This window comes from Nonomuraea mangrovi, assembly GCF_042681425.1.
In the GTDB taxonomy this organism is placed as follows: Bacteria; Actinomycetota; Actinomycetes; order Streptosporangiales; family Streptosporangiaceae; genus Nonomuraea; species Nonomuraea mangrovi.
Genome location: NZ_JBHUFV010000054.1, coordinates 81169 through 104445 on the forward strand (window position 1 = coordinate 81169; position 23277 = coordinate 104445).

Genomic DNA, 23277 nt, shown 5'->3' on the forward strand with positions numbered 1-23277 from the left:
GCGATCCGCCGAGACGCGCCCGCCGCCATCAGAACTCGGTGACCTCTTCCGCGATCTCCTCCATGAGCTGCTCGAGCAGCCACCGAGCCGGCGAGACGACCTCCCCCACCTGCTCCTCCAGCATCGCCAACGCCTCGTGGACGTTCTCCGCGCTCCTGGTCGGCAGCTCGACCAGCGCCCGCTCCTCCACCATCGCCTCGCCGCTGACGTGGAAGAACGTCTCGGAGTGGGCGAAGGACACCGAGAAACGCACCGCTCTCCCGTCGGGCAGCGTGAACAGCACGCCCGTCGTCCACCCGCCCGGCTGGAAGTAGGTCAGCGGCTCGCGCCTGACGAAGGGATGGCGCAGCTCGTCGAACGCGGCCGCCGCCCGGCTCATGGCCGCCAGCAGGCCGGCCGCCGCCCGGCTCTCGCTGTCCACAGCCTGAGGGTAGAGGAGCGGATCAGTCGGTGGCCAGCCGAGCGTGCCGCTCGACGTCGTGACGAACCCCGTCGTAGACGAGCTTTCCGCGCTCCACCCCCTCGGGCAGGAAGCCCGCCTTGACCGCGACCCTGCACGAGGCGGGGTTGGTCACCCGGTGCCCCAGCTCCAGCCGGTACAGGCCGCGCTCCTCGAACGCCCACTCCGCCAGCAGGTTCGCGGCCCGCGCGGCCACACCCCTGCCACGGGCGCGGGCGGTGGTCCAGTAGGAGACCCACCCGTTGCCGTGCCCGTCGATCCTGGTGACGGCGACGTTGCCCACCACCTCGTCGTCCAGGACGACGGCGAAGGCGTGACCTCTTGCCGCCCAGCTCTCCATCCAGCGGACCGCGTCGTCCTCCGTCGCGATCGGCTCGGCGGACTGGGTACGCATGTCCTCCGCCCTGAAGGCCTCCAGCACCGCGGCGGCGTCACCGCTCGTCCACCCGCGCAACCTCACAGCGTGAACCTCCCCAGATCCGTGCTCAGCAGATCGGCGAGGAAGCGCGCATGCCTGCCGACCTGCCACTCACCGTTGATCGCCGTCCACACGCCCCACTCCAGCATCATGTACAGCAGCGCCGTCGGCCACACCGCGCGCTCCCGCTCGGTGAGCTCCACCCTGGCCAGGTAGGCGTCGCGGAAGACCGCCCACTCCTGCTCCGTGAACAGCCGGGCGGGCTCGCCCTCCAGGTCGTTGTGGAATAGCAGCGCCGCCAGCGCCAGGTCGAGCAGCCGCGGGGCGCGCTCACCGTTGTCCGGGTCGACCAGCACCGGGCCGTCGCCGGAGTAGACGAGGTTCGCGGCCTTGAAGTCCATGCTGACCTCGGCCACCGGCAGGTCCGCGTCCCGGACGGCGGGCAGCGTCGTCGTCATGAAGTCCCGCAGCAGTTGCTCGAACCGGTCCGTGTACGGCGCGAGCCCGTCGACGTCCTCCTGGACCGAGGCGGCGTCATGGTCCGGCCACTCGAAGTCCTTGAGCCCCTCCCTGGTGCCCGCCGCGTGGAGCCGCCCGAGCAGGTCGCCCGCCGCAGCCACATCGGCCCGCGTCCCCTCGTAGCCGCGGCCCTCCACCCACGGGTAGGCCACCCACGTGGCGTCCCCGATCTCGTACGGCCCCGCGACCGGCGTCACCACGGGCACCCCCAGCTCCCTGAGCCTGCGCACCCACCGGCCCATCGCCTCGGCGTCATGGGTGCGCTTCACCGCCACGGGACGCCCGCCGACCACGCCCTGGAAGACCGGCGCGTAGGGATAGACCGACTCCTGCGCCGGGATGCCGAACCGCTCGAAGACCGCGGCGTGGTCGGCCGTCACAGGGCGCCCCGCCCCGCCGACCGGGATCCGAGCGCGAGACGCTCCGCCACTCCCTTCAACCCGGCCTCGACGCTCGAAGGATCGCCGGTGTCGAGGCCGTGCAGGACCTCGTGCCACGGGCCCAGCCGGTGCCAGACGAGCGCGCGGTCACGCTCCTGCTCGCTCACGCCGTACTCGTCGGCGACGGCGTCGGCGAAGACGCGGGACGTGCCGTACAGGATCCAGGACAGGTCCAGCGCCCTGTCCCCCACATGGGCGTCGGAGAAGTCGATCACGCCGGTCAGCTCGCCTTCCTCCGCCAGCAGATGCTCAGGGCCGAGGTCCCCGTGGACCACGGTGTCGGCGGGCAACCCGCCGACACTGTCGAGCAACGCCGTCGCCAGGTCCCGGTCGGCGACCATCGGCAGCACCACCTCGCGAAAGCGCGCCATGAAGGCCTCACGCTCCACCGTCGCCCTGCCCGGCAGGCCGCGTGCGATCGCCTCCGCCACGTCCACCCGGTGGAGGGCCCTCAGGAACCCGCCGATCGCGCGGCCATGGGCGGCCGTCAGCTCGCCCACCGGGCCGCCGGAAACCGCCTCGTGCCTGACGACCAGCGGATCCGCGGAGACCACCCACGGGACGGGGACCTTCATCGGGAGCTGTGGAGCCAGCCACGGCATCACGGCGGTCTCCATCATCAGCAGCTCGACCACCTCGGGCCTGCGCGGCCGCCGCTCGATCCACCTGTCGTCGACCAACGCCGCCACGCTGTCCCAGCCCTGCGTCACTTCCACGGCCTCGAAGTAGATCACGAGATCAGGAACCGGGGCGAATGGTTTAGGGGGCCGTGCCGCCACCCGATGTCCACGCTCCCCCAGCATCGCGGTGCCCACGCGACCCCGCTACGACCGGCGTGGCCTGCGGGCGCGCGTTCGACATCCGTGCCGGCGCCACAGGATCCTGAGCTCCGGCCTTCACATGGCCGTGCTCGTCAGACGGACGTCAGCAGGCGCTTGGGGGCCGACAGCGACCAGGCCTCGAGGACCATCTCGGCCAGCTCGTCGGCCTCGATGCCGGCCAGCCGCACCACGACCCAGCCGAACCGACCCGCGGTGAACTGGACCTCGAACACTTCGGGCCGCTCGGCCACCAGCGCGAGCTGCTCCTCCACGAGGGCCTTGAGCCCGACCGTCTCGGTCTCCTCCCACAGGTAGCCGAACCCCTTGCCCGCCACCTTGAAGCCGCTGTAGCCGGCGCTCTCGTACTGCGACACCTCGGGCAGCCGCATGACGATCCGCAGGAACTCCTCGACGCTCACACCCATGCTCCGATGTAACCAGACAGCACCGACAGTTCGGGCGCGCCCTCAAAGCCAGGGGCGCGCCCTCGAAGCGCGAGACGCGCCCCTCGGAGCCCCGGGACGCGTCCGGCGCGGTCGTCACATGTTGATCATGTGGCCCGCGAGGCCGTGGATCGCCTCCTTGACCGCCTCGCCCAGCGTCGGGTGCGCGTGGACGTTGCGCGCGACCTCGTGGACGGTGAGGTCCCACTGCTGGGCCAGGGTCAGCTCGGGCAGCAGCTCGGTGACCTCGGGCCCGATCAGGTGGGCGCCGAGCAGCTCGCCGTGCGTGTCGTCGGCGACGATCTTCACGAAGCCCTGGGGGTCGCCGAGCCCGTGGGCCTTGCCGTTCGCGGTGAAGGGGAACTTGACGACCTTCACGTCGTAGCCCAGGTCGCGCGCCTGCGCTTCGGTGAAGCCGAAGCTGGCGATCTGCGGCTGGCAGTAGGTCGCGCGCGGGATCATCACGAAGTCGAGCTCCATGGTCTCCGCGCCGCCGATCGTCTCGGCCGCGATGACGCCCATGGACTCGGCCGCGTGCGCCAGCATCAGCTTGGCCGTCACGTCGCCGATGGCGAAGATGTGCGGCACGTTGGTACGGCCGCGCCCGTCCACCTCGATGGCGCCGCGGTCGGTGAGCTTGACGCCGGTGTTCTCCAGGCCGTAGCCCTCGACCCGCGGCTGGAAGCCGATCGCCTGCAGCACCTTGTCGGCCTCGAGCACCTGCTGCGCGCCGTCCTTGGTGACCGTCACCTTCACGGAGGAGCCGGTGTCCTCGATGCTGTCGACCCTGGTCGAGGTGAGCACGTCGATGCCGAGCTTGCGGTAGCGCTTGGCCAGCTCCTTCGACACCTCCTCGTCCTCCAGGGGGACCATCCGGTCGAGGAACTCCACGATCGTCACCTGGACGCCGTAGTTGTGCAGCACGTAGGCGAACTCGACGCCGATGGCGCCCGCGCCCGCGATGATGATGCTGCCGGGCAGTTCCTCGGTGAGGATCTGCTCCTCGTAGGTGACCACGCGCTCCGACAGGGTGGTGCCGGGGATGAGCTTGGTCGTGGTGCCGGCGGCGATGATGCAGTGGTCGAAGGTGACAGTCTCGCCGTTCACCTCGATGGTGCTGGCGTCCCTGAAGGTGCCACGACCGTCGAACTCGGTGATCGCGTTCTTCTTCATCAGGAAGTGGACGCCCTTGACGCGGCCGTCGGCGACCTTGCGGCTGCGGTCGAAGGCGGCGCCGTAGTCGAAGGTCACCTCGCCGTTGATGCCGAAGGTCTTGGCTTCCTTGGTGAAGATGTGCGCCAGCTCCGCGTTGCGCAGCAGCGCCTTGGAGGGGATGCAGCCCACGTTCAGGCAGACGCCGCCCCAGTACTTCTCCTCGATGACGGCCGTGCGAAGGCCGAGCTGGGCGGCGCGGACCGCCGCCGTGTATCCCCCGGGCCCCGCGCCGAGGACGACAACGTCGAAGTGAGTGCTCATGACCCGGACACTATTGGACGGCACGGGATGAGCCGAACTTGACCCCGTTAGTGATTGGCCACTAACTTTCTCTCATGGTCAGGATGAGCGCCGAGGAACGGCGAGAGAGCGTCATCCGCGCCGCGATCTCCGAGTTCGCGCGCGGCGGCTACCACGGCACCTCCACCGAGGCGATCGCCCGCCGCGTCGGGGTCAGCCAGCCGTACCTCTTCCGGCTCTTCCCCGGCAAGCAGGCCATCTTCCTGGCCGCCGCCACCCGCTGCCTGTCGGAGACCCGCAGGACACTGGAGGAGGCCGGCGAATCCGGCGACCCGCACATGTCGATGGCCGGCGCCTACAAGGAGCTCATCAAGGACCGCGACATGCTGCTCATGCAGATGCAGGTCTACGTGGCCGTCGCCTCGATGGAGGACGAGTTCGGCGCGGAGATCCGCAAGGTGTGGGAGGACTGGTGGGACTCCATGCACCTGCTGCTCGGCGCCGACGTGCACGAGACCACCTTCTTCATGTCGTACGGCATGCTCATCAACACGCTCGTGTCGCTCGGCTTCCCCCCCGACCATCGCGTCTGGTCCGACTTCGCCCCCTGATCGCCTGTCCGCCTCCCACGGGAGGGCCGGCACATGCCCATAAAACTTAGTGACCAATAACTAACAACCGGAGTGCCGTCATGTCGCGTCTCGCCACCGTCCTCGCCATCCTCGGCGGCCTGTTCATCAGCTACATCGGCGTCAACTACCTCATCGACCCGCAGTCCATCGCCGCCGGCTTCGGCCTCCCCCTCGTCCCGTCGGACAGCGCGTTCCTCCTGGTCAAGGGCGTCCGCGACCTGGGCAGCGGGCTCGTGATCTTCACTCTCCTCATCGCCGGCCAGCGTCGCGGTCTCGGCTTCACGATGCTCGCGATGGCCTTCATCCCCCTCGGCGACGCCGTCGTGGTCCTCAGCCGGCACGGGGTGCCCGCCCTGGCGTACCTCATGCACGGCGGCACCGCCGTGATCGTCGCCCTGACCGGCGCCCTCCTCCTCCGCGCCACCCGCCCCCAGCCCGCTCCCACCCAGCCGCGTGGCGCCTGACGCCCGCTCCCGCCCAGCGCAACACCTGACAGTCCCACCCAGCCGCGCGACGCCTGAGATCACCGGGTTTCCCACTGGGCGGCGGCATGCTTAGCTGTCGAGGTGACCGACTCCGATCAGTTAGCCGACCGGATGCCCGCCGTGGCGGCCGTCACCAGAGCGATCGTGGCCGTCCAGTCCGCCCTGGGCTGCATCGGCCTGCTGTTCCTGGCGGGGCTCCTCGGCACCGGCATCGGGCTGATCCTCTTCCTCCCGTCACTCGTGATGACCGCCACGCTGATCCTTCTCGTGGCGAAGTGGCGCTCCCGGCGTAAATGGGTGTGGATCGCCGCGATCACCGTCGAGGTGCTCACCGTCGGCGCGCAGGTCCTCCCGCCGTTCCTGTACGGCGTGCGGGCGAGCGACGTGGTGAACCCTCACCTGTTCATGGCGGTCGCGGTGCTCGTGCTCCTAGCGCTGCGGGGCGTCAGGGGCTGGTTCGACCGCTGACCTGATCAGCTTCGCGTGGCCGTTCTCCAGGTCGTCGGGCAGGCAGGCGACGGGGAAGAACCGATCTCCGCGAGCGAGAACCCTCTCGCCGCACCGGTCGACCTCGGCAGGAAACCCTCCCTCACCGCTCTCGCGCACCAACCGACCTCGGAAGAAGGCCTCCCCCACCGCTCGCCGCACTGGTCCGCCCCGGCGAGGAACGCCTCCCTCGCTGCTCTCGCCGCGGTCCGCCCCGGGGCTCTCTCAGGGCTCCTCGGGAGGCGTGGTCTTCTCCCGGGAGGGCTTGAGCAGCTTCCGGACGAGGAAGCCCAGGGCGACCGCCCCGGCCACGAAGAGCACGGGGCGCTTCCTGGCGAACTCCCCCACATCCTGTGCGATTCCGGCGAATCCCCGCCGATCCAGATAGTCGGCCGCCCGCTGCCCCGCGTCCGCGATCTCCTGGACCGCCGCGTCCACGGGCGAGCCGGGCTCGCCGTCGGCGGTCGCCGCGGCCAGTTCGTCGGCCCACTGGCGGATGCCCCGCGCGGCCCGGTGCGCCTGGGAGTCCGCTTCCTTGCCAATGCGCTCCCTGAGGGACTCGACGAGTCCGTTCGGTTCGGACATGACGGCGACACCTCCAGACGACGGGACCCTGCAACTACCCACGCCGGAGGAAACCACGCATGTCAGTGGGCCAGGTACCGTTGTCACGTCCTTGTTGCTCAGACGAACACCAAGAATGTTGTGGGATCTCTCCATGCTTGAACCCAGACGTCCTGGTGTGGGATCAGACGCATGATGAATGAATCCCCCAGCCGCCGCAGGTTCCCGACCGGGGACCTCGCCAGGATCAGCGTGTTCGCCGCGCTGATCGCCGTCCTCGGTCTGCCGGGCGCGCTCAACGTCTTCGGCAACGCCGTCCCCATCACGCTGCAGACGTTCGGCGTGATGCTCGCGGGAGCGATCCTCGGGTCGTGGCGCGGCGCTCTCGCGGTCGCGGTGCTGATCCTGCTGGTGGCCGCGGGCCTGCCGCTGCTGGCGGGCGGTCGCGGCGGGCTCGGCGTGTTCACCAGCCCCTCGGTGGGCTTCCTGCTCGGGTGGATTCCAGGGGCGGCCCTCACCGGGTGGATCGTCGAGCGCGGCGGCAGGTCGCCCGGCATCTTCCGGCTGCTCGTCGCGTGCCTCGCGGGCGGCGTCGGCGTGATCTACCTGTTCGGCATCCCGGTCCAGGCCGCCATCACGGGGCTGCCGCTCAGCAAGGCGGCGCTGCTCAGCCTGACGTTCGTGCCCGGCGACGTGGCCAAGGCGATTCTCGCGTCGATCGTGACACGCGGCACACAGCGGGCCTACCCCGACGCGATCCCCGCCGTCCACCGCGAGCGCGTCAAGGCCGGTTGAGCTCAGCATGCCCGTCGCCGCACAGGTCCAGCGCCATGCTCTCGAACGCCCTCACCAGCCGGCGCTGTGCGGCCCAGGAGGTTCCCTCACCTACGCCGAGCTCTGGCGGGAAGTGCTCGCCAGGCCCCTTCCTGTCAAGGGCAAGGGACTGGTCGCGATCACCCTGAGCGACCCCGTCGACCAGCTCGTCGCCGTGCTCGCCGCCGACCTGGCGGGCGCCACGCCGTTGCTGTGCGACGGGGACCAGCGCGCGAGGGTGGCGGCCACGCTCCCCGTCGACCTGCACGTCGACACGCCCCTGCCGGCCACCGGGGCCGCGGGGGGCACCGCGGAAATCACCCCGGGGATCACCGTGGAGCCCGACGGCGACGACCTGGTGTGGGCGTGCCTGACCTCGGGCAGCACAGGAAGCCCCCGCGCCGTGGTGCGTACCCGCAGGTCGTGGGCGGGTTCTTTCCCGCACGTCAGCGCCCTGGCGGGCATCGGCGCCGACGACGTGGTGCTGGTGCCCGGCCCGCTGGTCTCCTCTCTGTACGGCTTCGCCGCCGTCCACGCGCTGGCGGCCGGGGCGACGGTCGTCGTCCCAGGACGGTGGTCACCCGGCTCGCTGACCGTCCAGCTCAGGCGGGCCACGGTCGTCCATCTCGTCCCCCACCGGCTGCCCGCCGTGCTCGACGTGCTGGAGGAGGTCGGCGGCCCGCTGCGCACCGCGATGGTCGGCGGCGCGGCGCTGCCTCCCCACGCGCGCGAGATGGCCGCGCGCGCCGGTGTCAGGGTCGTGTCGTACTACGGCGCGACGGAGATGTCGTTCGTCGCCGCCGACGCCGACGGCACAGGGTTGCGGCCCTTTCCCGAGGTCGAGATCCAGGTACGCGACGGCGAGGTGTGGGCCCGGTCGCCGTGGCTGGCCGAAGGGTACGTGGCGGGGGCGAAGGGCCCGATGAAGACGGACGGCGCGGGCTGGATGAGCGTCGGCGACCTCGCCGAGCCGTACGAGCCTGGGCGGCCGCTGCGGCTGCGCGGGCGCGGCGACGGCGCGATCCAGACCGGTGGCGCGACCGTGGTTCCCGAGGATGTGGAGGCCGTGCTGCGCGACGTGCCCGGCGTCAGGGACATCGTGGTCATCGGTTCGCCACACCCCCAGCTCGGCTCGGTCGTGACCGCGGTGCTGGAGGGGTCGCCGCCCCCGCGTGCGGCGCTCGAAGCGGTCGCGCGCGGCCGGCTCGACGCGGCGCAGCGGCCGAGACGCTGGTACGCGGTGGGCGATCTGCCTCGCACCCCCACGGGCAAGCCCGCGCGCGGCCTGGTCGCCGCCCGGCTGGCCGGCGGCGATCCCCAGATCAGGCGGCTCGTCTGAGATGATCGAACAGCCTGTCGTCGTGGCGGCCCGCCGTACCCCCATCGGCACCGCGGGACACGCCTACAAGTCGTTGACGGCCGACCAGCTCGCCGCGCCCGTGATCGCGGCGGTCGCGGGAGAGGTCCCGCACCTGCGGGTCGACGACGTCGTGCTCGGCAACTGCATGGGCGCGGGCGGCAATCTCGCCCGCGTGTCGGCGCTCGCCGCGGGCCTGGGACACGAGGTGCCCGGTGTCACCGTGGACCGCCAGTGCGGCAGCGGCCTGGCCGCGATCCTGCTGGCGGGGCAGGCGGTACGCGCGGGCGAGGCGGACCTGGTCATCGCCGGTGGCGTGGAGAGCGCGTCGACGGCGCCGCTGCGCACGATGCGCGGCGCGGCCGAGCCGTACCAGCGGGCGCCGTTCGCGCCGGCGGGCCACCCCGACCCCGACATGGGGCCTGCCGCGGAAGCCCTCGCCACCGCGCGCGGCGTGCCGAGGGAGCGGCAGGACGACTACGCCCACCGCAGCCACGCCAGAGCCGTCGCCGCCCGCTTCGACCAGGAGCTCGTCGAGATCGACGGCAGGCTCGCCGACCAGCGGCCCCGCGCCCTGCGCAGGGAGACGCTCGCGCGGCTGCCGGCCGCCTTCGTGCCCGGCGGCACGGTCACCGCGGGCAACTCCTCGCCCATCAGCGACGGCGCGGCGGCCGTCGCCGTCGTGCCGGAGCGGCTGCGTGCCGGGATGCCGGGGCTGCGGCTGAAGGCAGGCGCGGTCACCGGGTGCGACCCCGCGCTGCCCGGCTGGGGTCCGGTGCCCGCCGTACGGCGGGTGCTCAGCCGTACCGGAGTGACCATGGAGGAGATCGCCGCAGTGGAGATCGTGGAGGCGTTCGCCGCGCAGGTCCTCGCGGTGACCGACGCTCTGGAGGCCGACCTGGACCGTGTCTGCGCCGACGGCGGCGCCCTCGCTCTCGGCCACCCGTGGGGCGCGACCGGCGCGGTGGTGGTGACCAGGCTGTTCACCAGGCTCGTGCGTTCGGGCGCGCCCTCGGGGACTCTGGGACTGGCGACCGCGGCGGTCGGCGGCGGGATGGGCGTCGCGGCCCTGTTCGAGGTGGTGTGAATGATCCAGTTCACCGGTGTCAACGTCACGCTCGGCGAGCGCGAGGTGCTGTCCGACCTGACGCTGACGCTGCCTGAGCGCAGGATCGGCGTCGTCGGCGCGAACGGCTCGGGCAAGAGCACGCTCGCCCGCCTGATCAACGGCCTGGCCCTGCCCTCCTCGGGCGAGGTCACCGTCCTCGGCCTCGACACGCGCCGCCACGCCGCCCGCATCAGGCGCGACGTGGGGTTCCTGTTCACCGACCCCGACGCGCAGATCGTGATGCCGACCGTCGCGGAGGACGTCGCGTTCTCGCTGCGCCGCAAGGGCCTGTCCCGCGCCGAGGTCGAGGAGCGGGTGCGCGAGGTCCTGGCCAGGTACGGCCTGGCCGACCACGCCGACCATCCCGCCCACCAGCTGTCCGGCGGGCAGAAGCAGCTGCTGGCCCTGTGCGCGGTCCTGGTGCTCGACCCGCAGATTCTGATCATGGACGAGCCGACCACGCTGCTGGACCTGCGCCACTCCCGCCAGGTCGCCGACCTGCTGGGCCGCCTTCCCCAGCAGGTCGTCGTCGTCACCCACGACCTGGGCCTGCTGGACTCCTTCGATCGCGTCATCGTGCTGGACCAGGGCCGCGTCGTCGCCGACTCTCCGCCGCAGGCGGCGATCGACCACTACAGGAAGCTCATGTCTTGATCGGGCTCTACGTGCCGGGCGATTCCCTTCTGCACCGGCTGCCCGCGGGCGCGAAGCTGCTGGGCCTGGCCGTGCTGTGCACGACGCTGCTCCTGCTCGGCGCGCCCGTCGCGCTCGGCGCCTTCACGACGCTGGTCGTGCTGCTCTACGCCGTCGCGGGGGTGGGCCCCGCGGCCGCGTGGGCGCAGATCAAACCGCTGCGCTGGTTCGCGGCGGTGCTGTTCGTGATGCAGTTCGTGCTGGTCGACCTCTACGGGGCGGTCTCCTCCACGCTGCGCGTCGTCCTCGCCGTGGCCCTGGCGGGGCTGATCACGCTCACCACCAGGTTCGCGGACATGATGTCCTTCCTGGAGCGCTGCTTCGGCCCGCTGCGCGCCCTCGGGATCGACCCGTTCCGCGTCTCGCTGCTGCTGTCGCTGACCGTGCGCAGCGTTCCTGTCATCTCGGAGCTCGCCACCAGGGTGCGGGAGGCGCAGCGGGCGCGCGGCGTCTCGTGGAGCATGCGCGCGTTCGCCGTCCCCCTGGTGGTCAGCGCCCTGCGGCACGCGGACGCCCTGGGCGAGGCCCTGAGCGCCCGCGGCCTGGACGACTAGTTCGGCCGGAATCGGGCCGCGTGCTCGGCCACCCACGTGGCGAACGTGCGCGGCGGGCGCCCGGTGATCTCCTCGACCGTCGGCACCACCGTGTACGACTGCGGCGGCGGATTGCCCTGCCAGTTCGCCAGCAGTTCGATGAGCTCCTCGCCGTAGCCCGCCTGCCGCCAGCGTTCGCGCGCCTGCTCCTCGGTCAGCTCGACGAACTCCAGGTCCCTGCCGAGCGCGTCGCCTATGGCCCGCAGCCGCTGGCGGGCCGTGAACGTCTCGGGGCCCGTCAGCGTGTAGGACCTGCCGCCGTGCCCGCCGTCGACCAGCACCCTCGCGGAGACCGCGCCGACGTCCGCCTCGTGCACGATGGCGCCGGGCACGTCCGCGAACGGCTCCCGCACGACGCCCTCTGTCCTGATGTGCTCGGCCCAGCCGAGCGTGTTGCTCATGAAGTCGACGGCCTCCAGCCTGGTCCACTCAAGGTCGCTCGACTCGAACGCCTTCTCCACCGGGCCCACCTGCCCGTTCCACAGCAGCGCGACCCGCCGGACGCCCGCCTTCCTGACCAGCTCGACGATCTCGGGGCCGGTCGTCAGGGTGGCGTAGTCGTCGCCGCCCACGGTCAGCAGGTGCACACCGGTCACGCCGTCCAGCGCGGGCCCGAGGGTGGCGGGGTCGGTGAGGTCACCGCGGACCACCTCCACCTGCTCGGGCAGGTTCGCCCTCGAAGGGTCGCGGGTCAGCGCCCTGACCCGCACGCCCTCCCGCAGCAGGTGGCCGACCACGTGCCGGCCGGCCTTGCCGGTCGCGCCTGTTACGAGAAACGTCATAGCCGTGGACGCTACGTGCCCGCGCCCGCCAGGGCATTGGCCACCGGACCGATCCCGCCGTCGGACTTTCGGCCTAGGACCGCGGGGTAGTGCCAGGTCTACCCCCGACTCTCGTCCTAGCGCCCCTGTGCCCCGCTGCCTGCGCCGATTCAATATCCACCATGACGACGACCGACCACACCGCCCGTCGGACGCTCCCCGGTCCCTGGGTCGAGGCCGCCGGCCTCCTGCTCGGGCCGGCGCTGCTCATCGCCGGCGTGCTCGCGCGGCTCGGCGAGACCGATTTCTTCCCCGGCCAGCTCGCCGCCTACGCCGCCGAGCCGGGCCGGATGGTCCTCTCCTACAGCCTGTTCTCCGCAGGGACCGTGCTGCTGTGGCCCGCGGTCACCTCCGTGGCCCGCAGGATCGGCACGGCCCACCCCGGCTGGGCCCGCTGGGGGGCCGCCCTGGTGATCCTCGGCCTGTTCGGCCGGGTCTTCCATGCCGGTGTCAGCCACCTCGCCTTTCAGCTGGTCGACGCGCTGGGCCTGCCCGCCGCCCAGAAGGCGGTCGCGACCACCTACGGCGCCTTCCACGTCTTCAAGGCCGTCAACGTCTGCATCATGACCGGCTGGATCGTGCTGGCCGTCGGCGCCTTCCGGGCGAAGGCGTTCGGCGCGGGCGCGGCGGGCATGGTCCGCTGCGTGGCCCTCGCCCTGGCGGCCGGGCTGCCGCTGGGCGTCCTCAAGGGCAGCAGCGACCCGATCTCCCTGGTCGCCCTGCTCGGCCTGGCCGTCGCGCTGGTCCCTCTCGGCGTCACGGTCCTCAGGGAGGCCTCCGCCCCGAAGTGGTGGGCCCTCGTGCTGACCGTCGCGCTGGTTCCCGTCGCCTTCCTCGTGGGCGTCTCGGGCTGACGCCCACGCGGCCCGCGCGACGTGCACCAGGGCTCCGGCCCGCATCCCCTGGGATCCCGAGGAACCCAGGCCCGCGGCCCGGGCGCACGGGGCTCGGGTCGACGTGCCCGAGGAACCCAGGCCCGCGGCCCGGGCGCACGGGGCTCGGGTCGACGTGCCCGAGGAACCCCGGCCCGCGGCCCGCACCACGGGGCCCAGGTCGTCGTGGAGGACCCGCGCGCTAGGTCAGCGCGGGACTCTTCCGCCAGATCCTGCCGCGCAGGTCCATGCCGCGGATGACCTGGATCCTGTACGGCTCCAGCCGCAGGACGTGCAGCTTCGGGTCGGACGGCGAGCGCCAGAAGTTCCCCAGGTCGTAGCCCGCTCCCCTGGGACTGGTCCTGCGGTACAGATCCCACACGTGACGTTTGGTCTCCAGGTCGTCGACCCACGCGGCGACGGCGTCGACGGCGACGGAGTCGTTGCCTCGCGACCAGTAGGAGAAGCTCGTGTTCGGGTTCCCCGCCAGGTGGGCGGCCTTGACGGGCGTCTTGTAGGTGGCCAACCAGCCGAGGGGCTGACCGTCGACGTTCTCCCAGACGGGGATGAGCACGCGGGTGCGCGGCCGGTTGGCGGCGTCGACCGTGACCATGGTGGAGTACACGATCGAGCCGACGAAGGCGTTGAACTCCTGCTCGATGTCGGTGAAGGCGGTGGTCATCGGGTGCTTCCCTTCCTGAGTCCGAAGGCGCTGACCGCGGCGGCCAGCCCTGCCGCGACGAGCGGCACGACGAGGGCGGATCTGTAGCTGTCGGCGAGGTCCTGCGAGGTGACGATGACGGCGGTGGTGGCGGCCAGGCCGAGCGCGGCCCCGAACTGGAAGGAGGTGTAGAGCAGGCCGCCGGCGAGTCCCTGCTCGCTCTCGTCGATGCCGTCGGTGGCGACGATCGTCAGCGGGCCGTAGGCGAGCGCGAACGCCACACCGAGGATGATCATCGTGGGGAACATGGCGGCGTAGGTCCAGTCCATGCCGACGGGCAGGAACAGCGCGTAGGACAGCGCGGCGAGCAGCAGGCCGTACAGGATGACCTTGGCGTTGCCGAAGCGGTTGACCAGCCTGGGCGTCAGGGTCGGCGCGAGGACGGCGTCGGCGCCGATGGCCAGCATGGCCAGGCTCGTCTCGAGCGAGGTCCAGCCGCGCAGCTCCTGCAGGTAGAGCACGGCGACGAACTGGAAGCCGAAGAACCCGGCCGAGAACAGCAGCCCGGCGAGGTTGGCGCGCAGCAGCGGCCCCGAGCGGAAGATGCCGAGCCGTACGAGAGGGTGGGGGGATCTGCGCTCGATCACGATGAAGGCCGCGAACAGCGCCAGCCCCGCGGCGATCGTGGCCGCCGTCATGCCGGGACCCACGTGGGTGGCGCGCTCGACGCCGACGACCAGCAGCATGATCGCGCCGGTGACCGTGACCGCTCCAGCCAGGTCGACCCGCTGCCCCTGCGGCCTGCGCTGGTCGGCCTTCGGGATCATCGGCACCGCCGCCACGAGGATCACCAGCGCCAGCAGGGCAGGCGCGAACAGCACCCACCGCCAGTCGACCTCGGCGAGCAGGCCGCCGAGCACCAGCCCGAGCGAGAACCCGCCGGCCGCGGTGCCCGAGTAGACCAGCAGCGCCTGGTTGCGCTGCCTGCCCTCCTCGAAGCTGGTCGTGATGATCGACAAGCCGGCCGGCGTCATCACCGCCGCCGCGACCCCCGCGACGAACCGGGCCGCGATGAGCATCCACCCCTCGGCGGCCATGCCGCCCACCGCCGAGACCACGAGGAAGACCGCGAGCCACGACAGGAACATCCTGCGCCGCCCGAACAGGTCGGCGGCTCTCCCGCCCAGCAGCATGAACCCGCCGTAGCCGAGCACGTAGGCGCTCATCACCCACTGCAGCTCGCCGGTGGACAGGCCGAGGTCGGTCCTGATCGCGGGCAGGGCCACGTTGAGCATGGCGACGTTGATGCCTTCAAGGAAGATCGCGCCGCACAGGACGAAGAGCATGCCCCACGCGCGCGGTGTCATCCGCTCGAGCGGAGGCGACGGAATGACGGCAGACATGACGAACCCCTAGGTATGGAAAGGTATGTCGGTTCCTTCTTGTAACTGAGAGCATCATGCGTCACCATGGGAAACCATGGAAGACGGCACTTCAAAGGCACCGAGTTACTGCTGCGGAACCATGGACGACGAGGTGATCCAGTGGGACACGCGGGCCGACTGCGAGGTCCGTCAGATCCTCGACAGGATCGCCGACAAGTGGTCGCTGCTCGTGATCGCCCTTCTGGAACGCCGCACCATGCGCTTCACCGAGCTCCGCCGCGAGATCGACGGCGTGAGCCAGCGCATGCTGACCGTGACGCTGCGGCAGCTCGAACGCGACGGCCTCGTCCAGCGGACGGTCCATCCCGTGGTCCCGCCGCGCGTCGACTACGCCCTCACCCCGCTCGGCACCACCCTGCACGAGGCGATCAAGACGCTGGTCGTCTGGACCGAGGAGCACCAGAACCACATCGCGGCCGCCCGGTCCGCCTACGACGCGAAGGTCGCCGCCGAGGAGCGGCTGCTCGGCGCCTCCTAGATCAAATCTGTCGGAGGTGATCGCTAGTGTGGCTCGCCATGACCCACGAGAGCGTGATCACGACCTGGCGGCAGCTCCTGCACCCCGCCAAGTCCTGGGCGCTGTTCGCCAACGGCACCTGCGTGATCCTGATGGAGCCCGCCGACGACCTCGCCGAGCAGGCGAAGGAGCTGCTGAGCCGGTACGGCCCCGTGCAGGCGGGCACACCCGCGGGCAACTTCACCACGATCGACCTCGACGACGCGCCGGGGTGGGCCGTGACGAGCCACCACCCCGACATCCTCACCTACGTCGCGGAGGACGAGCTCGACGCCCGCGACGACCTCACGGTCGGGCTGTTCGGGCGGGGCAAGCGCGACCAGGACGGGCACGAGCTGACGATCGTCCACGTCGAGGACAAGCGCGCCTCCTCCTGACCACGCGGAGCACCCCGCGCCCGCTCACCAGCGGTGGTGCCCCGAGCCGACCTCGACGGGCGCCCGGCCCGGCAGGGTGACCAGCGCCGTCGTGTTCGGCGGGACCACGGCCTCCACGACCAGCCGCCCGCCGTCCAGCGACCAGCCCGTCTCCGCCATGCCGTACGGCGTGCGCAGCCGGGCCCTCGCCCACGTCAGCCCGCCCCCTGGCCGCGGGGCCACCGCGAGCCTGCGGTAGCCGGGCGCCGCGGGGGCCAGCCCCGCGACGGTCCTGTGCATCCAGTCGGCGACCGCCCCGAGCGCGTAGTGGTTGAAGGAGGTCATCTCGCCTGGGTTGACCGACCCGTCGGGGAGCATGCTGTCCCAGCGCTCCCATACGGTGGTGGCCCCCATGGTGACGGGGTACAGCCACGACGGGCACTCCCGCTGGGTGAGCAGCCGGTAGGCGGTGTCCAGATGGCCGGTGTCGGCGAGCGCGTCGCACAGCAGCGGCGTGCCGAGGAAGCCCGTGGGGATCCTGTGCCCTTCCCGCTCGACGAGCGCGGCGAGCCGCGCCCCGGCCCGGTCGCGCTGCCCCCTGGTGGGCAGCAGGCCGAAGCGGACGGCCAGCGCGTAGCCCGTGGCCGAGTCGCCGAGGATACGCCCCTCCTCGGTGACGAACTCCTGGACGAAGGCCTCGCGCGCCCTGGCCGCCATGGTGGCGAAGCGGTCCTGCTCGGCGTCGCGGCCGAGCACGTCGGCGGCCATGGCGACCAGATCGGCGGAGCGGACGTGGTAGGCGGCGGCGACCAGCCGCTTGGGTGTCCTGCCGTCGCCGGGCCTGTCGGGCGGCGCGGAGGGGTCGAGCCAGTCGCCGAACTGGTAGCCGTTCGTGTAGTCCTCGCCCAGGGCCGCCACGTGGTCGACCCAGCGGCGCATGCTGTCGAACCGGGTCTGGAGGATGCCGGCGTCGCCGTACCTCTCGTACAGCGTCCACGGCACGATGACGGCGGCGTCGCACCAGCCCGCGGCGGCGAAGACGGCCTTCGGGCCGAGCGCGTTCGGCACGACGACCGGCAGCGCGCCGTCCTCGGCCTGCTCGGCGGCCAGGTCGGCGAGCCACGAGGTGAGCGGTCCCGCGCAGTCGTAGAGGAAGGCCGCGGTGGGCGCGAAGACCTGCAGGTCACCGGTCCAGCCGAGGCGTTCGTCGCGCTGCGGGCAGTCGGTCGGCAGGTCGAGGAAGTTGCCGCGCATGCTCCACACGACGTTCTCGTGCAGGCGGTTGAGCAGCGGGTCCGAGCACTCGAACCAGCCCGTGCGCGCCATGTCGGTGTGGCAGACGGCCGCGCGCACGTCGGTGACGGGGCCTTCGACGGAGGCGTAGCGGAAGCCGTGGAAGGTGAAGCGCGGCTCCCACGTCTCCTGGCCGCCGCCGCGCAGCGTGTAGGTGTCGACGGACGCGGCGGTCCGCAGCGGGCGCGTGCACAGCTCGCCGTTCTCCAGCACCTCGGCGTGCCTGAGCACGACCCGCTCGCCCGCGCGTCCCTCGGCGGTGATCCTGAGGCGGCCGACGAGGTTCTGGCCGAAGTCGACGATCACGCCGTCGCGCTCGCCGGCGAGCGTCTCGACGCGGCGGACGGCGGGGCCCGTGGGCGCGGTCAGGGTGGCCAGGTCGCGCTCGACGAGCTCGGCGGGGGCCCAGCCCTCGGTGTCGTGCCCCGGCTTCGACCAGCCGTCGCGCTCCCGCCCGGCATCGTGGACCTCCCCGTCGTAGATGCCGCTGAAGGTGATCGGCCCGCTCGCGGCCAGCCAGTCCGCGCCCGTCACCACCCGCTCGACCTCTCCGCCGGGGTGGACGAGCTCGAGCTGGGCCAGCAGCGCCACCGTGTCGCCGTAGCCGGCCTTCCCTCCTGCGAAGCCGATACGGCCCTTGTACCAGCCCTCGCCGAGCATCGCGCCGATCGCGTTGCGCCCCTCCGCCAGCAGGTCCGTCACGTCGAAGGTCTGGTAGCGCAGCCGGTGCCCGTAGCTGGTCCAGCCGGGCGCGAGCACGTCGGCGCCGACCCGCTCGCCGTTGAGCTCCACCTCGTAGACCCCGAGCGCGGTGACGTAGAGGCGGGCACGCGTCAGGCCAGGCCGGGCGTCGAACTCGCACCTCAGCAGGTCCCGCCCCGCTCCGGGAGCGACGAACCGCGCCGACCAGTCCCGCGCGGACAGCAGTCCTGCCTCCACGACCTGGGCATCGCTCCACGCCGACCAGCCGTGCCCTCCGCGCACGCGCACCCGTACGGTCACCCGCTCCCTCGACGCCAGCGGCGCGAACGGCCACGGCACGAGCACCGACGCGTCAGACTCGACCGCCACCCGCTCGCCCCGCGCCTCGACCTCGTAGGCGGTCTGCCGCCACGGACCCTCCACCTCGGTGGTCCACGACAGCCTCGGGTCGGGCACGCCGATCCCGAACGGCTCGTCGAGATGCTCGGCGCGGATGTGGGAAACCCTCATACCTGCTCCTTACTTACAACTTAGTAAGTGATTAATCTAGGATGCCTTGCATGGCACAGAGAAGAGGTTCGGGGCGACGCGAGGAAATCGCGGGAGTCGCCGCCGAGATGTTCGCGAGAAAAGGCTTCCGCGGCACCGGCATGACGGAGATCGCGGCCCGCGTCGGCATCACGGAGCCCGGCCTCCTTTACCATTTCCGCAACAAGGAAGGCCTGCTCAGAGCGGTGATCGAGTGGCGTGACTCGCGCAGCATGGACTACGCGCGCGAGGTGACCTCGATCGGGGGGCTCGGCACCATCCGCGAGATGCCCGCCTACGCCCACAGGAACAGGGCGGAACGCGGGCTGACCAAACTCTTCGCCGTGCTGCTCGCCGAGAACCTGGACGAGGGCGACCCCGCCCACGCATTCTTCCGCGACCGCTACAGGGAGATGCGCGCGCTTCTCGCCGACGCGCTCGCGGTCGGCCAGGAGCGCGGCGAGATCAGGGCCGACATCGTGCCCGCCCGCAAGGCGGCGGAGATTCTGGCCACCCTCGACGGGCTGGCCACCCAGTGGCTGCTCGACCCCGACGAGGTCGATCTGGTCGACGCCATCGAGTCCTACGCCAGGTCGCTGGAGGGCGACCTGGCGGCCGTGGGAACCCCCCTCGGCCGGTGAACCACGACGGGAGCACCCCCATGCACCTCGATCCGCCGCTTCTCCACGTCTACGCCAGGCTGGCCGCGCTCGCGGCCGGTCTACCACCCGCCGCTCCCGACGACCTCGACGCGCAGCGCCGCGGGTCCAACGCGACGATGATGCTGCTCGCGCCGCCGCACGACCCCTCGCTTCTGGTGGACGAGCACAGGGTGCCGGTCGAGGGCGGCGAGATCACCGTCAGGCTGACCAGGCCGAAGGGCCTGGCCGAGCCCGCTCCGCTGCTGGTGTTCCTGCACGGCGGCGGCTGGTTCAAGGGCGACATCGACACCGGTGAGGTCGAGTGCGGCCCGCTGGCGAGCCTGGTGCCGTGCGCGGTGGCGTCGGTGGACTACCGGCTGGCTCCCGAGCACCCCTACCCGATCCCGCTGGAGGACTGCCTGGCGGCCTACCTGTGGCTGCTCGACCACGCGAGCGAGCTCGGGCTCGACGCGCGCAGGGTCGCGCTCGGCGGCGCCAGCGCGGGCGGCAACCTGACGGCCGCGCTCTGCCTCCTGCTCAGGGACAGGGGGCTGCCCCTGCCGATCTTCCAGCAGCTCGACGCGCCCGCGCTCGACCTCACGCCCGAGGGCAACAAGGAGGACGGCGGGCTCGCGAACCTGACGAGCGAGGACCTGCTGCGGTTCGCCGCCTACTACCTGGGCGCCGACGGCGATCCGCGCGATCCCTACGTCTCACCGCTGCACGCCCCCGACCTGTCGGGGCTGCCGCCCGCCGTCCTGGTGGTGTGCGAGCACGACCCGGTGCGGGCGCACGGGGAGCGGTACCTGGCCAGGCTGCACAAGGCGGGCGTGGCGGCGGCCGCCGTACGGCTGCTCGCCCATCCGCACGGCGGCTGGATGGCGCCCGGCACCGTGTCCGCCACGCTGGTGCACGAGATGCGGGCGGGGGTGCTCAGGAGGGCGTTCGCGGGCACGCTGATCGCGCCCGTCCCCGGTTAGGACCGGTACCGGGGAGGGCGGGGCGTCCCTCCCCGGTACCTCTACAGGCCCGCGCCGAAGGGGAACAGCGGATCCGCGCTCTCCTGGGGCACGTCAGGGCGGCCCGCCTCCACCTCCGCCATCGAGCGCGGAAGCTGGAACGGCAGGCGCCCCCTCGGTGTGGCCCGCCCGAAGACGACGTCGAGCACGGCGTCGTCGCCTGCTCCGTAGACCGCCACCAGCGCGGCCGCCCGCTCGGCGATCTCGGGGATGACCGCGGGCCGGTCCAGGCCGATCACGACCACGGTCGGCACCGCGTCGAGCAGCGCCAGGATCTCGGCCAGCCGCTCCGCGGGGAAGTCCAGCCGGCCGCCGCGGAACAGCGACTCGTACCAGCCGGAGCGCCGCTCGTACGGTGCGTCGAGCCTGAGCACCGCCAGGTCGGCCGCGCCGGGACTCCCGGCCGCCTCCACACCCCATGACGCGAGGTCGGCCGCCAGCCCCTCGGCGTAGACCTTGCTCGCCCCGCCGGTCGGGAGCGGCCCCTTGAGCAGCGTCGCGGCGGCGCGCTGCGCCGCCGCGCCCTCCGCCCGGTAGACGGCGTTGCCGACGATCTCCTCGGCCGCGTCCGGGTCCACGTAGGGGTGGTCGAACAGGCCGAGCGTGAACTTCTCGCGCAGCAACCGCCGTACCGAGGCGTCGATCCTGTCCTCGCCGACCCTGCCGCTCCTGACCAGCTCGACGACCAGCTCTGTGCAGTGCTCGCCACCGAGCTGGTCGGCGCCCGCTTCGATGATCTTCAGCGCGCGCTCCGCGGGACTCAGGTGTTCCACGCCCCAGGCCCGCGCCGGCACCGCCTCGCCGAAGACGACCCTGTCGGTGACCAGCGTCCAGTCGGTGCAGACGATGCCGTCGAACCCGAGCCGCTCCCTGAGCAGCCCGGTGACGACGCCGCGGTTGAAGCCGAAGCCGACCTCCTCGTAGTCGGTGCCGACCGGCATGCCGTAGTAGGGCATGACCTGGGTCGCGCCCGCCGCCAGCGCGACGCGGAACGGCTCCAGGTGGTGGTCGAACCTGCCACCCGGATACACCTGCTCGCGGCCGTCGGCGTAGTGCGGGTCGAGACCGTCCTTCTGCGGGCCGCCTCCAGGAAAGTGCTTCACCATCGCCGCCACGCTGCGCGGGCCGAGGCGCGGCCCGCCGCGCAGACCCTCCAGGTAGGCGGTGACCAGTGTGGAGGTGAGCGCGGCGTCCTCACCGAACGTGCCGGAGATGCGCGACCAGCGAGGCTCGGTGGCCAGGTCGATCTGCGGGTGCAGAGCGACCCTGATGCCCACCGCGCAGTACTCCCTGCGCACGATGTCGGCGTGCCTGCGCACCAGGGCGGCGTCGCCGATCGCGGCCAGGCCGAGCGGCTCGGGCCACTGCGAGAACGCGCCCGCCCGCATCGACGCGGCCGCGCTCTGGGTGAAGGCGTGCCTGGGGTCGGTCGACAGCGTCACGGGGATGCCGAGCCTGGTGGCCCTTGCCCGTTCCTGCAGCAGGTTGTGCCAGCGGGCGATGTCACCGGCGGCGTGCGTGCCGTACAGGTTGAAGTGGTTCATGTGCCGCTCGCCGACCATCTCCTCCAGCGAGGGGAAGTGGGCGCCGTCGGGATAGTCGCCGATGACCGCGAGCGTGTGGAACATGAGCCCTGCCTTCTCCTCCAGCGTCATCCTGGGCAGGAGGTCGGCGACCCGCTCCTCGACCGAGAGGTCGGGGTCCCTGTAACGCATCTCATCGCCTCCACAGCGCGTGCACGTCGGCCGCGTGGTCCCCGACCACGCGGCTGTCCTCGTCGAACACCATCGTCGGCCTGGCCGGCTCGGACCAGGAGGGCCATCCGGGGTCGCCGGTCTCGGCGAAGCGCACCCACGCCCCGTGCATGGCGTCGGTCAGCGAGGACGGCGTCTCGCGTCCGGTCATGAGCTGCGCCTCGGGCGTGTCCGTCGTGGCGAACACGAAGGGCAGCTCCATCGCGTGCGCGGCCCCGAGCTCGTGGGCCGGCGAGCGCCAGGCGAACTCGTACAGCCAGGTGCGGCCCTCGGGCCGGGTCTCGGCCAGCTTCCTGAGCGGCACGCGCAGCAGGTGGTCGGTCAGGAGCAGGCCGAAGGCCTCGCCGGGCGACAGCCGCGGGTGCAGCGCCCGGTAGCCCTTGAGCACCCCACCGCGCACCCGCAGCTTCAGCAGCGCCAATCGCACCATGTACGGCTTGAGCCGGGCGGCCAGGCCCGTCGGCACGAACCAGAGCCGGTACTCCTCGCTGGTCTGCCCGAAGATCACTGGCTTGTCCGGGTCGAGGTCGAGCCCGGTGAGCAGCTCGCCGTCCAGCACGGGGCCGAACCCTGGCCCGCCCATCAACGAGCTCTTGCGCGCCACCTCCACCTGCGCGTCGAGCAGCCGCTCGAGGTCGACGGCGGCGAAGGCGGCGGCCGTGGCAGGCACGCCGAGCCGTTTGGCGATCATCGCGGTGGTCTTCCTGGCCTCCTCCCGGGTGCCGGCCGCGGGCGGGCCGCTCTGCAGAATCGCGCGGCTGAACAGCCCGGCGACCGACGGCGCGGCCAGCAGCGCCGCGATGTCGATCGCCCCCGCCGACTCGCCGAACAGCGTCACGTTGCCGGGGTCCCCGCCGAACGCCGCGATGTTGTCGCGCACCCACTCCAGCGCCGCCACCTGATCGAGCAGGCCGCGGTTCTCCGGCGCGTCGGGAAAGCTGCAGAACCCCTCCACGCCCAGCCGGTAGTTGATCGACACCAGCACGACGCCGCTGCGGGCGAACGCGCCGCCGTCGTAGACGGGCACGGAGTTGGAGCCGTTGCGGTTGGACCCGCCGTGCACCCACACCATGACCGGCCGCCGCCCGGAAAGGTCGGGGGTCCAGACGTTCAGGTTGAGGCAGTCCTCGCCCTCGATCCGGACCTCGGGGAGGATCGCGTCGAGCGGCGGCGGGTAGGGGCGCTTGGGCGCGGTCGGGCCGTCCTCCAGCGCGTCCCGCACCCCCTCCCAGGGCTCGGGCCGCTGGGGCGCGCGAAAGCGCAGGTCGCCGAAGGGCGGCGCCGCGTACGGCACGCCGCGGAAGACCGCGACGTCGCCCTCGATCCGCCCGCGCAGCTTGCCGTACCTGGTGTCAACGATCATCAGACGCGCCTCGGTCGG

General features: G+C 72.0%; 26 protein-coding genes. 13 read left to right on the top strand and 13 right to left on the bottom strand.

Features of this window, described 5'->3' with window-relative positions:
* Positions 1 to 28: 28 nt before the first annotated feature.
* The 6 genes from ACFSKW_RS36475 to lpdA all read right to left on the bottom strand — a co-directional run bounded on the left by ACFSKW_RS36475 (position 29) and on the right by lpdA (position 4577).
* Complete coding sequence (locus tag ACFSKW_RS36475; RefSeq protein WP_379577750.1) at positions 29 to 421, bottom strand: hypothetical protein; 393 nt, start codon at positions 419 to 421, stop codon at positions 29 to 31.
* Between the two features lie 22 nt (positions 422 to 443).
* Entirely contained in the window at positions 444 to 920 is a 477-nt protein-coding gene (locus ACFSKW_RS36480) for a GNAT family N-acetyltransferase (RefSeq protein ID WP_379577752.1), read from the bottom strand.
* Positions 917 to 1777 carry a phosphotransferase enzyme family protein gene (locus ACFSKW_RS36485; RefSeq protein ID WP_379577754.1) on the bottom strand — a complete coding sequence of 287 codons (861 nt, stop codon included), beginning with the start codon at positions 1775 to 1777 and terminating at the stop codon, positions 917 to 919. The genes ACFSKW_RS36480 and ACFSKW_RS36485 overlap by 4 nt, the downstream gene beginning before the upstream one ends.
* Positions 1774 to 2571, bottom strand: coding sequence for a phosphotransferase (locus ACFSKW_RS36490; protein WP_379577756.1), 798 nt, complete (start codon positions 2569 to 2571; stop codon positions 1774 to 1776). Before ACFSKW_RS36490 ends, ACFSKW_RS36485 begins: the two co-directional genes overlap by 4 nt.
* Positions 2572 to 2750: 179 nt before the next feature.
* Positions 2751 to 3083: an MmcQ/YjbR family DNA-binding protein gene (locus ACFSKW_RS36495; RefSeq protein ID WP_379577758.1), complete on the bottom strand. Its 333-nt coding sequence runs from the start codon at positions 3081 to 3083 to the stop codon at positions 2751 to 2753.
* Positions 3084 to 3197: 114 nt separating this feature from the next.
* Positions 3198 to 4577, bottom strand: coding sequence for a dihydrolipoyl dehydrogenase (lpdA, locus tag ACFSKW_RS36500; protein WP_379577760.1), 1380 nt, complete (start codon positions 4575 to 4577; stop codon positions 3198 to 3200).
* A 74-nt stretch (positions 4578 to 4651) separates the two neighbouring features.
* Between lpdA and ACFSKW_RS36505 the strand changes: the two genes are divergently transcribed.
* The 3 genes from ACFSKW_RS36505 to ACFSKW_RS36515 all read left to right on the top strand — a co-directional run bounded on the left by ACFSKW_RS36505 (position 4652) and on the right by ACFSKW_RS36515 (position 6141).
* Positions 4652 to 5167 (top strand): TetR/AcrR family transcriptional regulator, encoded by a 516-nt coding sequence (locus tag ACFSKW_RS36505; RefSeq protein ID WP_379577762.1) that lies wholly within the window; start codon positions 4652 to 4654, stop codon positions 5165 to 5167.
* 80 nt (positions 5168 to 5247) lie between these two features.
* Entirely contained in the window at positions 5248 to 5652 is a 405-nt protein-coding gene (locus ACFSKW_RS36510) for a DUF4267 domain-containing protein (RefSeq protein WP_379577764.1), read from the top strand.
* A gap of 102 nt (positions 5653 to 5754) precedes the next feature.
* Entirely contained in the window at positions 5755 to 6141 is a 387-nt protein-coding gene (locus ACFSKW_RS36515) for a hypothetical protein (RefSeq protein WP_379577766.1), read from the top strand.
* 243 nt (positions 6142 to 6384) lie between these two features.
* On the opposite strand, the gene ACFSKW_RS36520 is transcribed toward ACFSKW_RS36515, so the two are convergent.
* Positions 6385 to 6744, bottom strand: a complete 360-nt coding sequence (locus ACFSKW_RS36520) for a hypothetical protein (RefSeq protein ID WP_379577768.1) — start codon at positions 6742 to 6744, stop codon at positions 6385 to 6387.
* A gap of 171 nt (positions 6745 to 6915) precedes the next feature.
* Between ACFSKW_RS36520 and ACFSKW_RS36525 the strand changes: the two genes are divergently transcribed.
* Genes ACFSKW_RS36525 through ACFSKW_RS36545 form a run of 5 tightly spaced genes read left to right on the top strand, consistent with a single transcriptional unit; the run spans position 6916 to position 11248 of the window.
* Positions 6916 to 7518, top strand: a complete 603-nt coding sequence (locus ACFSKW_RS36525) for a biotin transporter BioY (RefSeq protein WP_379577770.1) — start codon at positions 6916 to 6918, stop codon at positions 7516 to 7518.
* Positions 7519 to 7525: 7 nt separating this feature from the next.
* Positions 7526 to 8875, top strand: coding sequence for a class I adenylate-forming enzyme family protein (locus ACFSKW_RS36530; RefSeq protein WP_379577772.1), 1350 nt, complete (start codon positions 7526 to 7528; stop codon positions 8873 to 8875).
* Between the two features lies 1 nt (position 8876).
* Positions 8877 to 9980, top strand: a complete 1104-nt coding sequence (locus tag ACFSKW_RS36535; protein ID WP_379577773.1) for a thiolase family protein — start codon at positions 8877 to 8879, stop codon at positions 9978 to 9980.
* A complete protein-coding gene (locus tag ACFSKW_RS36540) occupies positions 9981 to 10655 on the top strand; it encodes an energy-coupling factor ABC transporter ATP-binding protein (RefSeq protein ID WP_379577775.1) in 675 nt (224 codons plus the stop codon).
* The gene (locus ACFSKW_RS36545) at positions 10652 to 11248 is read left to right on the top strand and encodes an energy-coupling factor transporter transmembrane component T family protein (RefSeq protein WP_379577776.1); all 597 of its coding nucleotides are present in this window, start codon (positions 10652 to 10654) and stop codon (positions 11246 to 11248) included. Before ACFSKW_RS36540 ends, ACFSKW_RS36545 begins: the two co-directional genes overlap by 4 nt.
* Here ACFSKW_RS36545 and ACFSKW_RS36550 read toward each other — a convergent pair.
* Positions 11245 to 12069 (bottom strand): NAD(P)H-binding protein, encoded by an 825-nt coding sequence (locus ACFSKW_RS36550; RefSeq protein WP_379577778.1) that lies wholly within the window; start codon positions 12067 to 12069, stop codon positions 11245 to 11247. The two genes, ACFSKW_RS36545 and ACFSKW_RS36550, sit on opposite strands and share 4 nt — an antisense overlap.
* 161 nt (positions 12070 to 12230) lie before the next feature.
* On the opposite strand from ACFSKW_RS36550, the gene ACFSKW_RS36555 reads away from it, so the two are divergent.
* Positions 12231 to 12962 carry a hypothetical protein gene (locus ACFSKW_RS36555; RefSeq protein ID WP_379577780.1) on the top strand — a complete coding sequence of 244 codons (732 nt, stop codon included), beginning with the start codon at positions 12231 to 12233 and terminating at the stop codon, positions 12960 to 12962.
* Between the two features lie 220 nt (positions 12963 to 13182).
* On the opposite strand, the gene ACFSKW_RS36560 is transcribed toward ACFSKW_RS36555, so the two are convergent.
* Positions 13183 to 13662, bottom strand: coding sequence for a pyridoxamine 5'-phosphate oxidase family protein (locus ACFSKW_RS36560; protein ID WP_379577781.1), 480 nt, complete (start codon positions 13660 to 13662; stop codon positions 13183 to 13185).
* On the bottom strand, positions 13659 to 15044 hold the full coding sequence (locus ACFSKW_RS36565; protein ID WP_379577783.1) for an MFS transporter: 1386 nt from the start codon (positions 15042 to 15044) through the stop codon (positions 13659 to 13661). Before ACFSKW_RS36565 ends, ACFSKW_RS36560 begins: the two co-directional genes overlap by 4 nt.
* 121 nt (positions 15045 to 15165) lie before the next feature.
* Between ACFSKW_RS36565 and ACFSKW_RS36570 the strand changes: the two genes are divergently transcribed.
* On the top strand, positions 15166 to 15564 hold the full coding sequence (locus tag ACFSKW_RS36570) for a winged helix-turn-helix transcriptional regulator (protein WP_379577784.1): 399 nt from the start codon (positions 15166 to 15168) through the stop codon (positions 15562 to 15564).
* A gap of 38 nt (positions 15565 to 15602) precedes the next feature.
* Positions 15603 to 15980 (top strand): hypothetical protein, encoded by a 378-nt coding sequence (locus tag ACFSKW_RS36575; protein WP_379577786.1) that lies wholly within the window; start codon positions 15603 to 15605, stop codon positions 15978 to 15980.
* A 24-nt stretch (positions 15981 to 16004) separates the two neighbouring features.
* Here the strand turns inward: ACFSKW_RS36575 and ACFSKW_RS36580 are convergent, their stop codons facing one another.
* Positions 16005 to 18464, bottom strand: coding sequence for a family 78 glycoside hydrolase catalytic domain (locus ACFSKW_RS36580; RefSeq protein WP_379577787.1), 2460 nt, complete (start codon positions 18462 to 18464; stop codon positions 16005 to 16007).
* A 50-nt stretch (positions 18465 to 18514) separates the two neighbouring features.
* Here ACFSKW_RS36580 and ACFSKW_RS36585 point away from each other — a divergent pair, with 50 nt between their 5' ends.
* Positions 18515 to 19123: a TetR/AcrR family transcriptional regulator gene (locus ACFSKW_RS36585; RefSeq protein WP_379577789.1), complete on the top strand. Its 609-nt coding sequence runs from the start codon at positions 18515 to 18517 to the stop codon at positions 19121 to 19123.
* A gap of 20 nt (positions 19124 to 19143) precedes the next feature.
* Positions 19144 to 20103, top strand: coding sequence for an alpha/beta hydrolase (locus ACFSKW_RS36590; protein WP_379577791.1), 960 nt, complete (start codon positions 19144 to 19146; stop codon positions 20101 to 20103).
* 41 nt (positions 20104 to 20144) lie between these two features.
* Here ACFSKW_RS36590 and ACFSKW_RS36595 read toward each other — a convergent pair whose 3' ends face one another.
* Both ACFSKW_RS36595 and ACFSKW_RS36600 read right to left on the bottom strand, forming a co-directional pair.
* Complete coding sequence (locus ACFSKW_RS36595) at positions 20145 to 21857, bottom strand: glycoside hydrolase family 3 protein (protein WP_379577793.1); 1713 nt, start codon at positions 21855 to 21857, stop codon at positions 20145 to 20147.
* A gap of 1 nt (position 21858) precedes the next feature.
* Positions 21859 to 23259, bottom strand: coding sequence for a carboxylesterase/lipase family protein (locus tag ACFSKW_RS36600; protein WP_379577795.1), 1401 nt, complete (start codon positions 23257 to 23259; stop codon positions 21859 to 21861).
* Between the last annotated feature and the right edge of the window lie 18 nt (positions 23260 to 23277).

Bases quoted from the DNA above. Each gene is read 5' to 3' on its own strand.
- ACFSKW_RS36495 (WP_379577758.1), bottom strand. From the start codon at position 3,083: ATGGGTGTGAGCGTCGAGGAGTTCCTGCGGATCGTCATGCGGCTGCCC.
- lpdA (WP_379577760.1), bottom strand. From the start codon at position 4,577: ATGAGCACTCACTTCGACGTTGTCGTCCTCGGCGCGGGGCCCGGGGGA.
- ACFSKW_RS36505 (WP_379577762.1), top strand. From the start codon at position 4,652: ATGGTCAGGATGAGCGCCGAGGAACGGCGAGAGAGCGTCATCCGCGCC.
- ACFSKW_RS36510 (WP_379577764.1), top strand. From the start codon at position 5,248: ATGTCGCGTCTCGCCACCGTCCTCGCCATCCTCGGCGGCCTGTTCATC.
- ACFSKW_RS36520 (WP_379577768.1), bottom strand. From the start codon at position 6,744: ATGTCCGAACCGAACGGACTCGTCGAGTCCCTCAGGGAGCGCATTGGC.
- ACFSKW_RS36525 (WP_379577770.1), top strand. From the start codon at position 6,916: ATGATGAATGAATCCCCCAGCCGCCGCAGGTTCCCGACCGGGGACCTC.
- ACFSKW_RS36530 (WP_379577772.1), top strand. From the start codon at position 7,526: ATGCCCGTCGCCGCACAGGTCCAGCGCCATGCTCTCGAACGCCCTCAC.
- ACFSKW_RS36535 (WP_379577773.1), top strand. From the start codon at position 8,877: ATGATCGAACAGCCTGTCGTCGTGGCGGCCCGCCGTACCCCCATCGGC.
- ACFSKW_RS36540 (WP_379577775.1), top strand. From the start codon at position 9,981: ATGATCCAGTTCACCGGTGTCAACGTCACGCTCGGCGAGCGCGAGGTG.
- ACFSKW_RS36550 (WP_379577778.1), bottom strand. From the start codon at position 12,069: ATGACGTTTCTCGTAACAGGCGCGACCGGCAAGGCCGGCCGGCACGTG.
- ACFSKW_RS36555 (WP_379577780.1), top strand. From the start codon at position 12,231: ATGACGACGACCGACCACACCGCCCGTCGGACGCTCCCCGGTCCCTGG.
- ACFSKW_RS36560 (WP_379577781.1), bottom strand. From the start codon at position 13,662: ATGACCACCGCCTTCACCGACATCGAGCAGGAGTTCAACGCCTTCGTC.
- ACFSKW_RS36565 (WP_379577783.1), bottom strand. From the start codon at position 15,044: ATGTCTGCCGTCATTCCGTCGCCTCCGCTCGAGCGGATGACACCGCGC.
- ACFSKW_RS36570 (WP_379577784.1), top strand. From the start codon at position 15,166: ATGGACGACGAGGTGATCCAGTGGGACACGCGGGCCGACTGCGAGGTC.
- ACFSKW_RS36575 (WP_379577786.1), top strand. From the start codon at position 15,603: ATGACCCACGAGAGCGTGATCACGACCTGGCGGCAGCTCCTGCACCCC.
- ACFSKW_RS36580 (WP_379577787.1), bottom strand. From the start codon at position 18,464: ATGAGGGTTTCCCACATCCGCGCCGAGCATCTCGACGAGCCGTTCGGG.
- ACFSKW_RS36585 (WP_379577789.1), top strand. From the start codon at position 18,515: ATGGCACAGAGAAGAGGTTCGGGGCGACGCGAGGAAATCGCGGGAGTC.
- ACFSKW_RS36590 (WP_379577791.1), top strand. From the start codon at position 19,144: ATGCACCTCGATCCGCCGCTTCTCCACGTCTACGCCAGGCTGGCCGCG.
- ACFSKW_RS36595 (WP_379577793.1), bottom strand. From the start codon at position 21,857: ATGCGTTACAGGGACCCCGACCTCTCGGTCGAGGAGCGGGTCGCCGAC.
- ACFSKW_RS36600 (WP_379577795.1), bottom strand. From the start codon at position 23,259: ATGATCGTTGACACCAGGTACGGCAAGCTGCGCGGGCGGATCGAGGGC.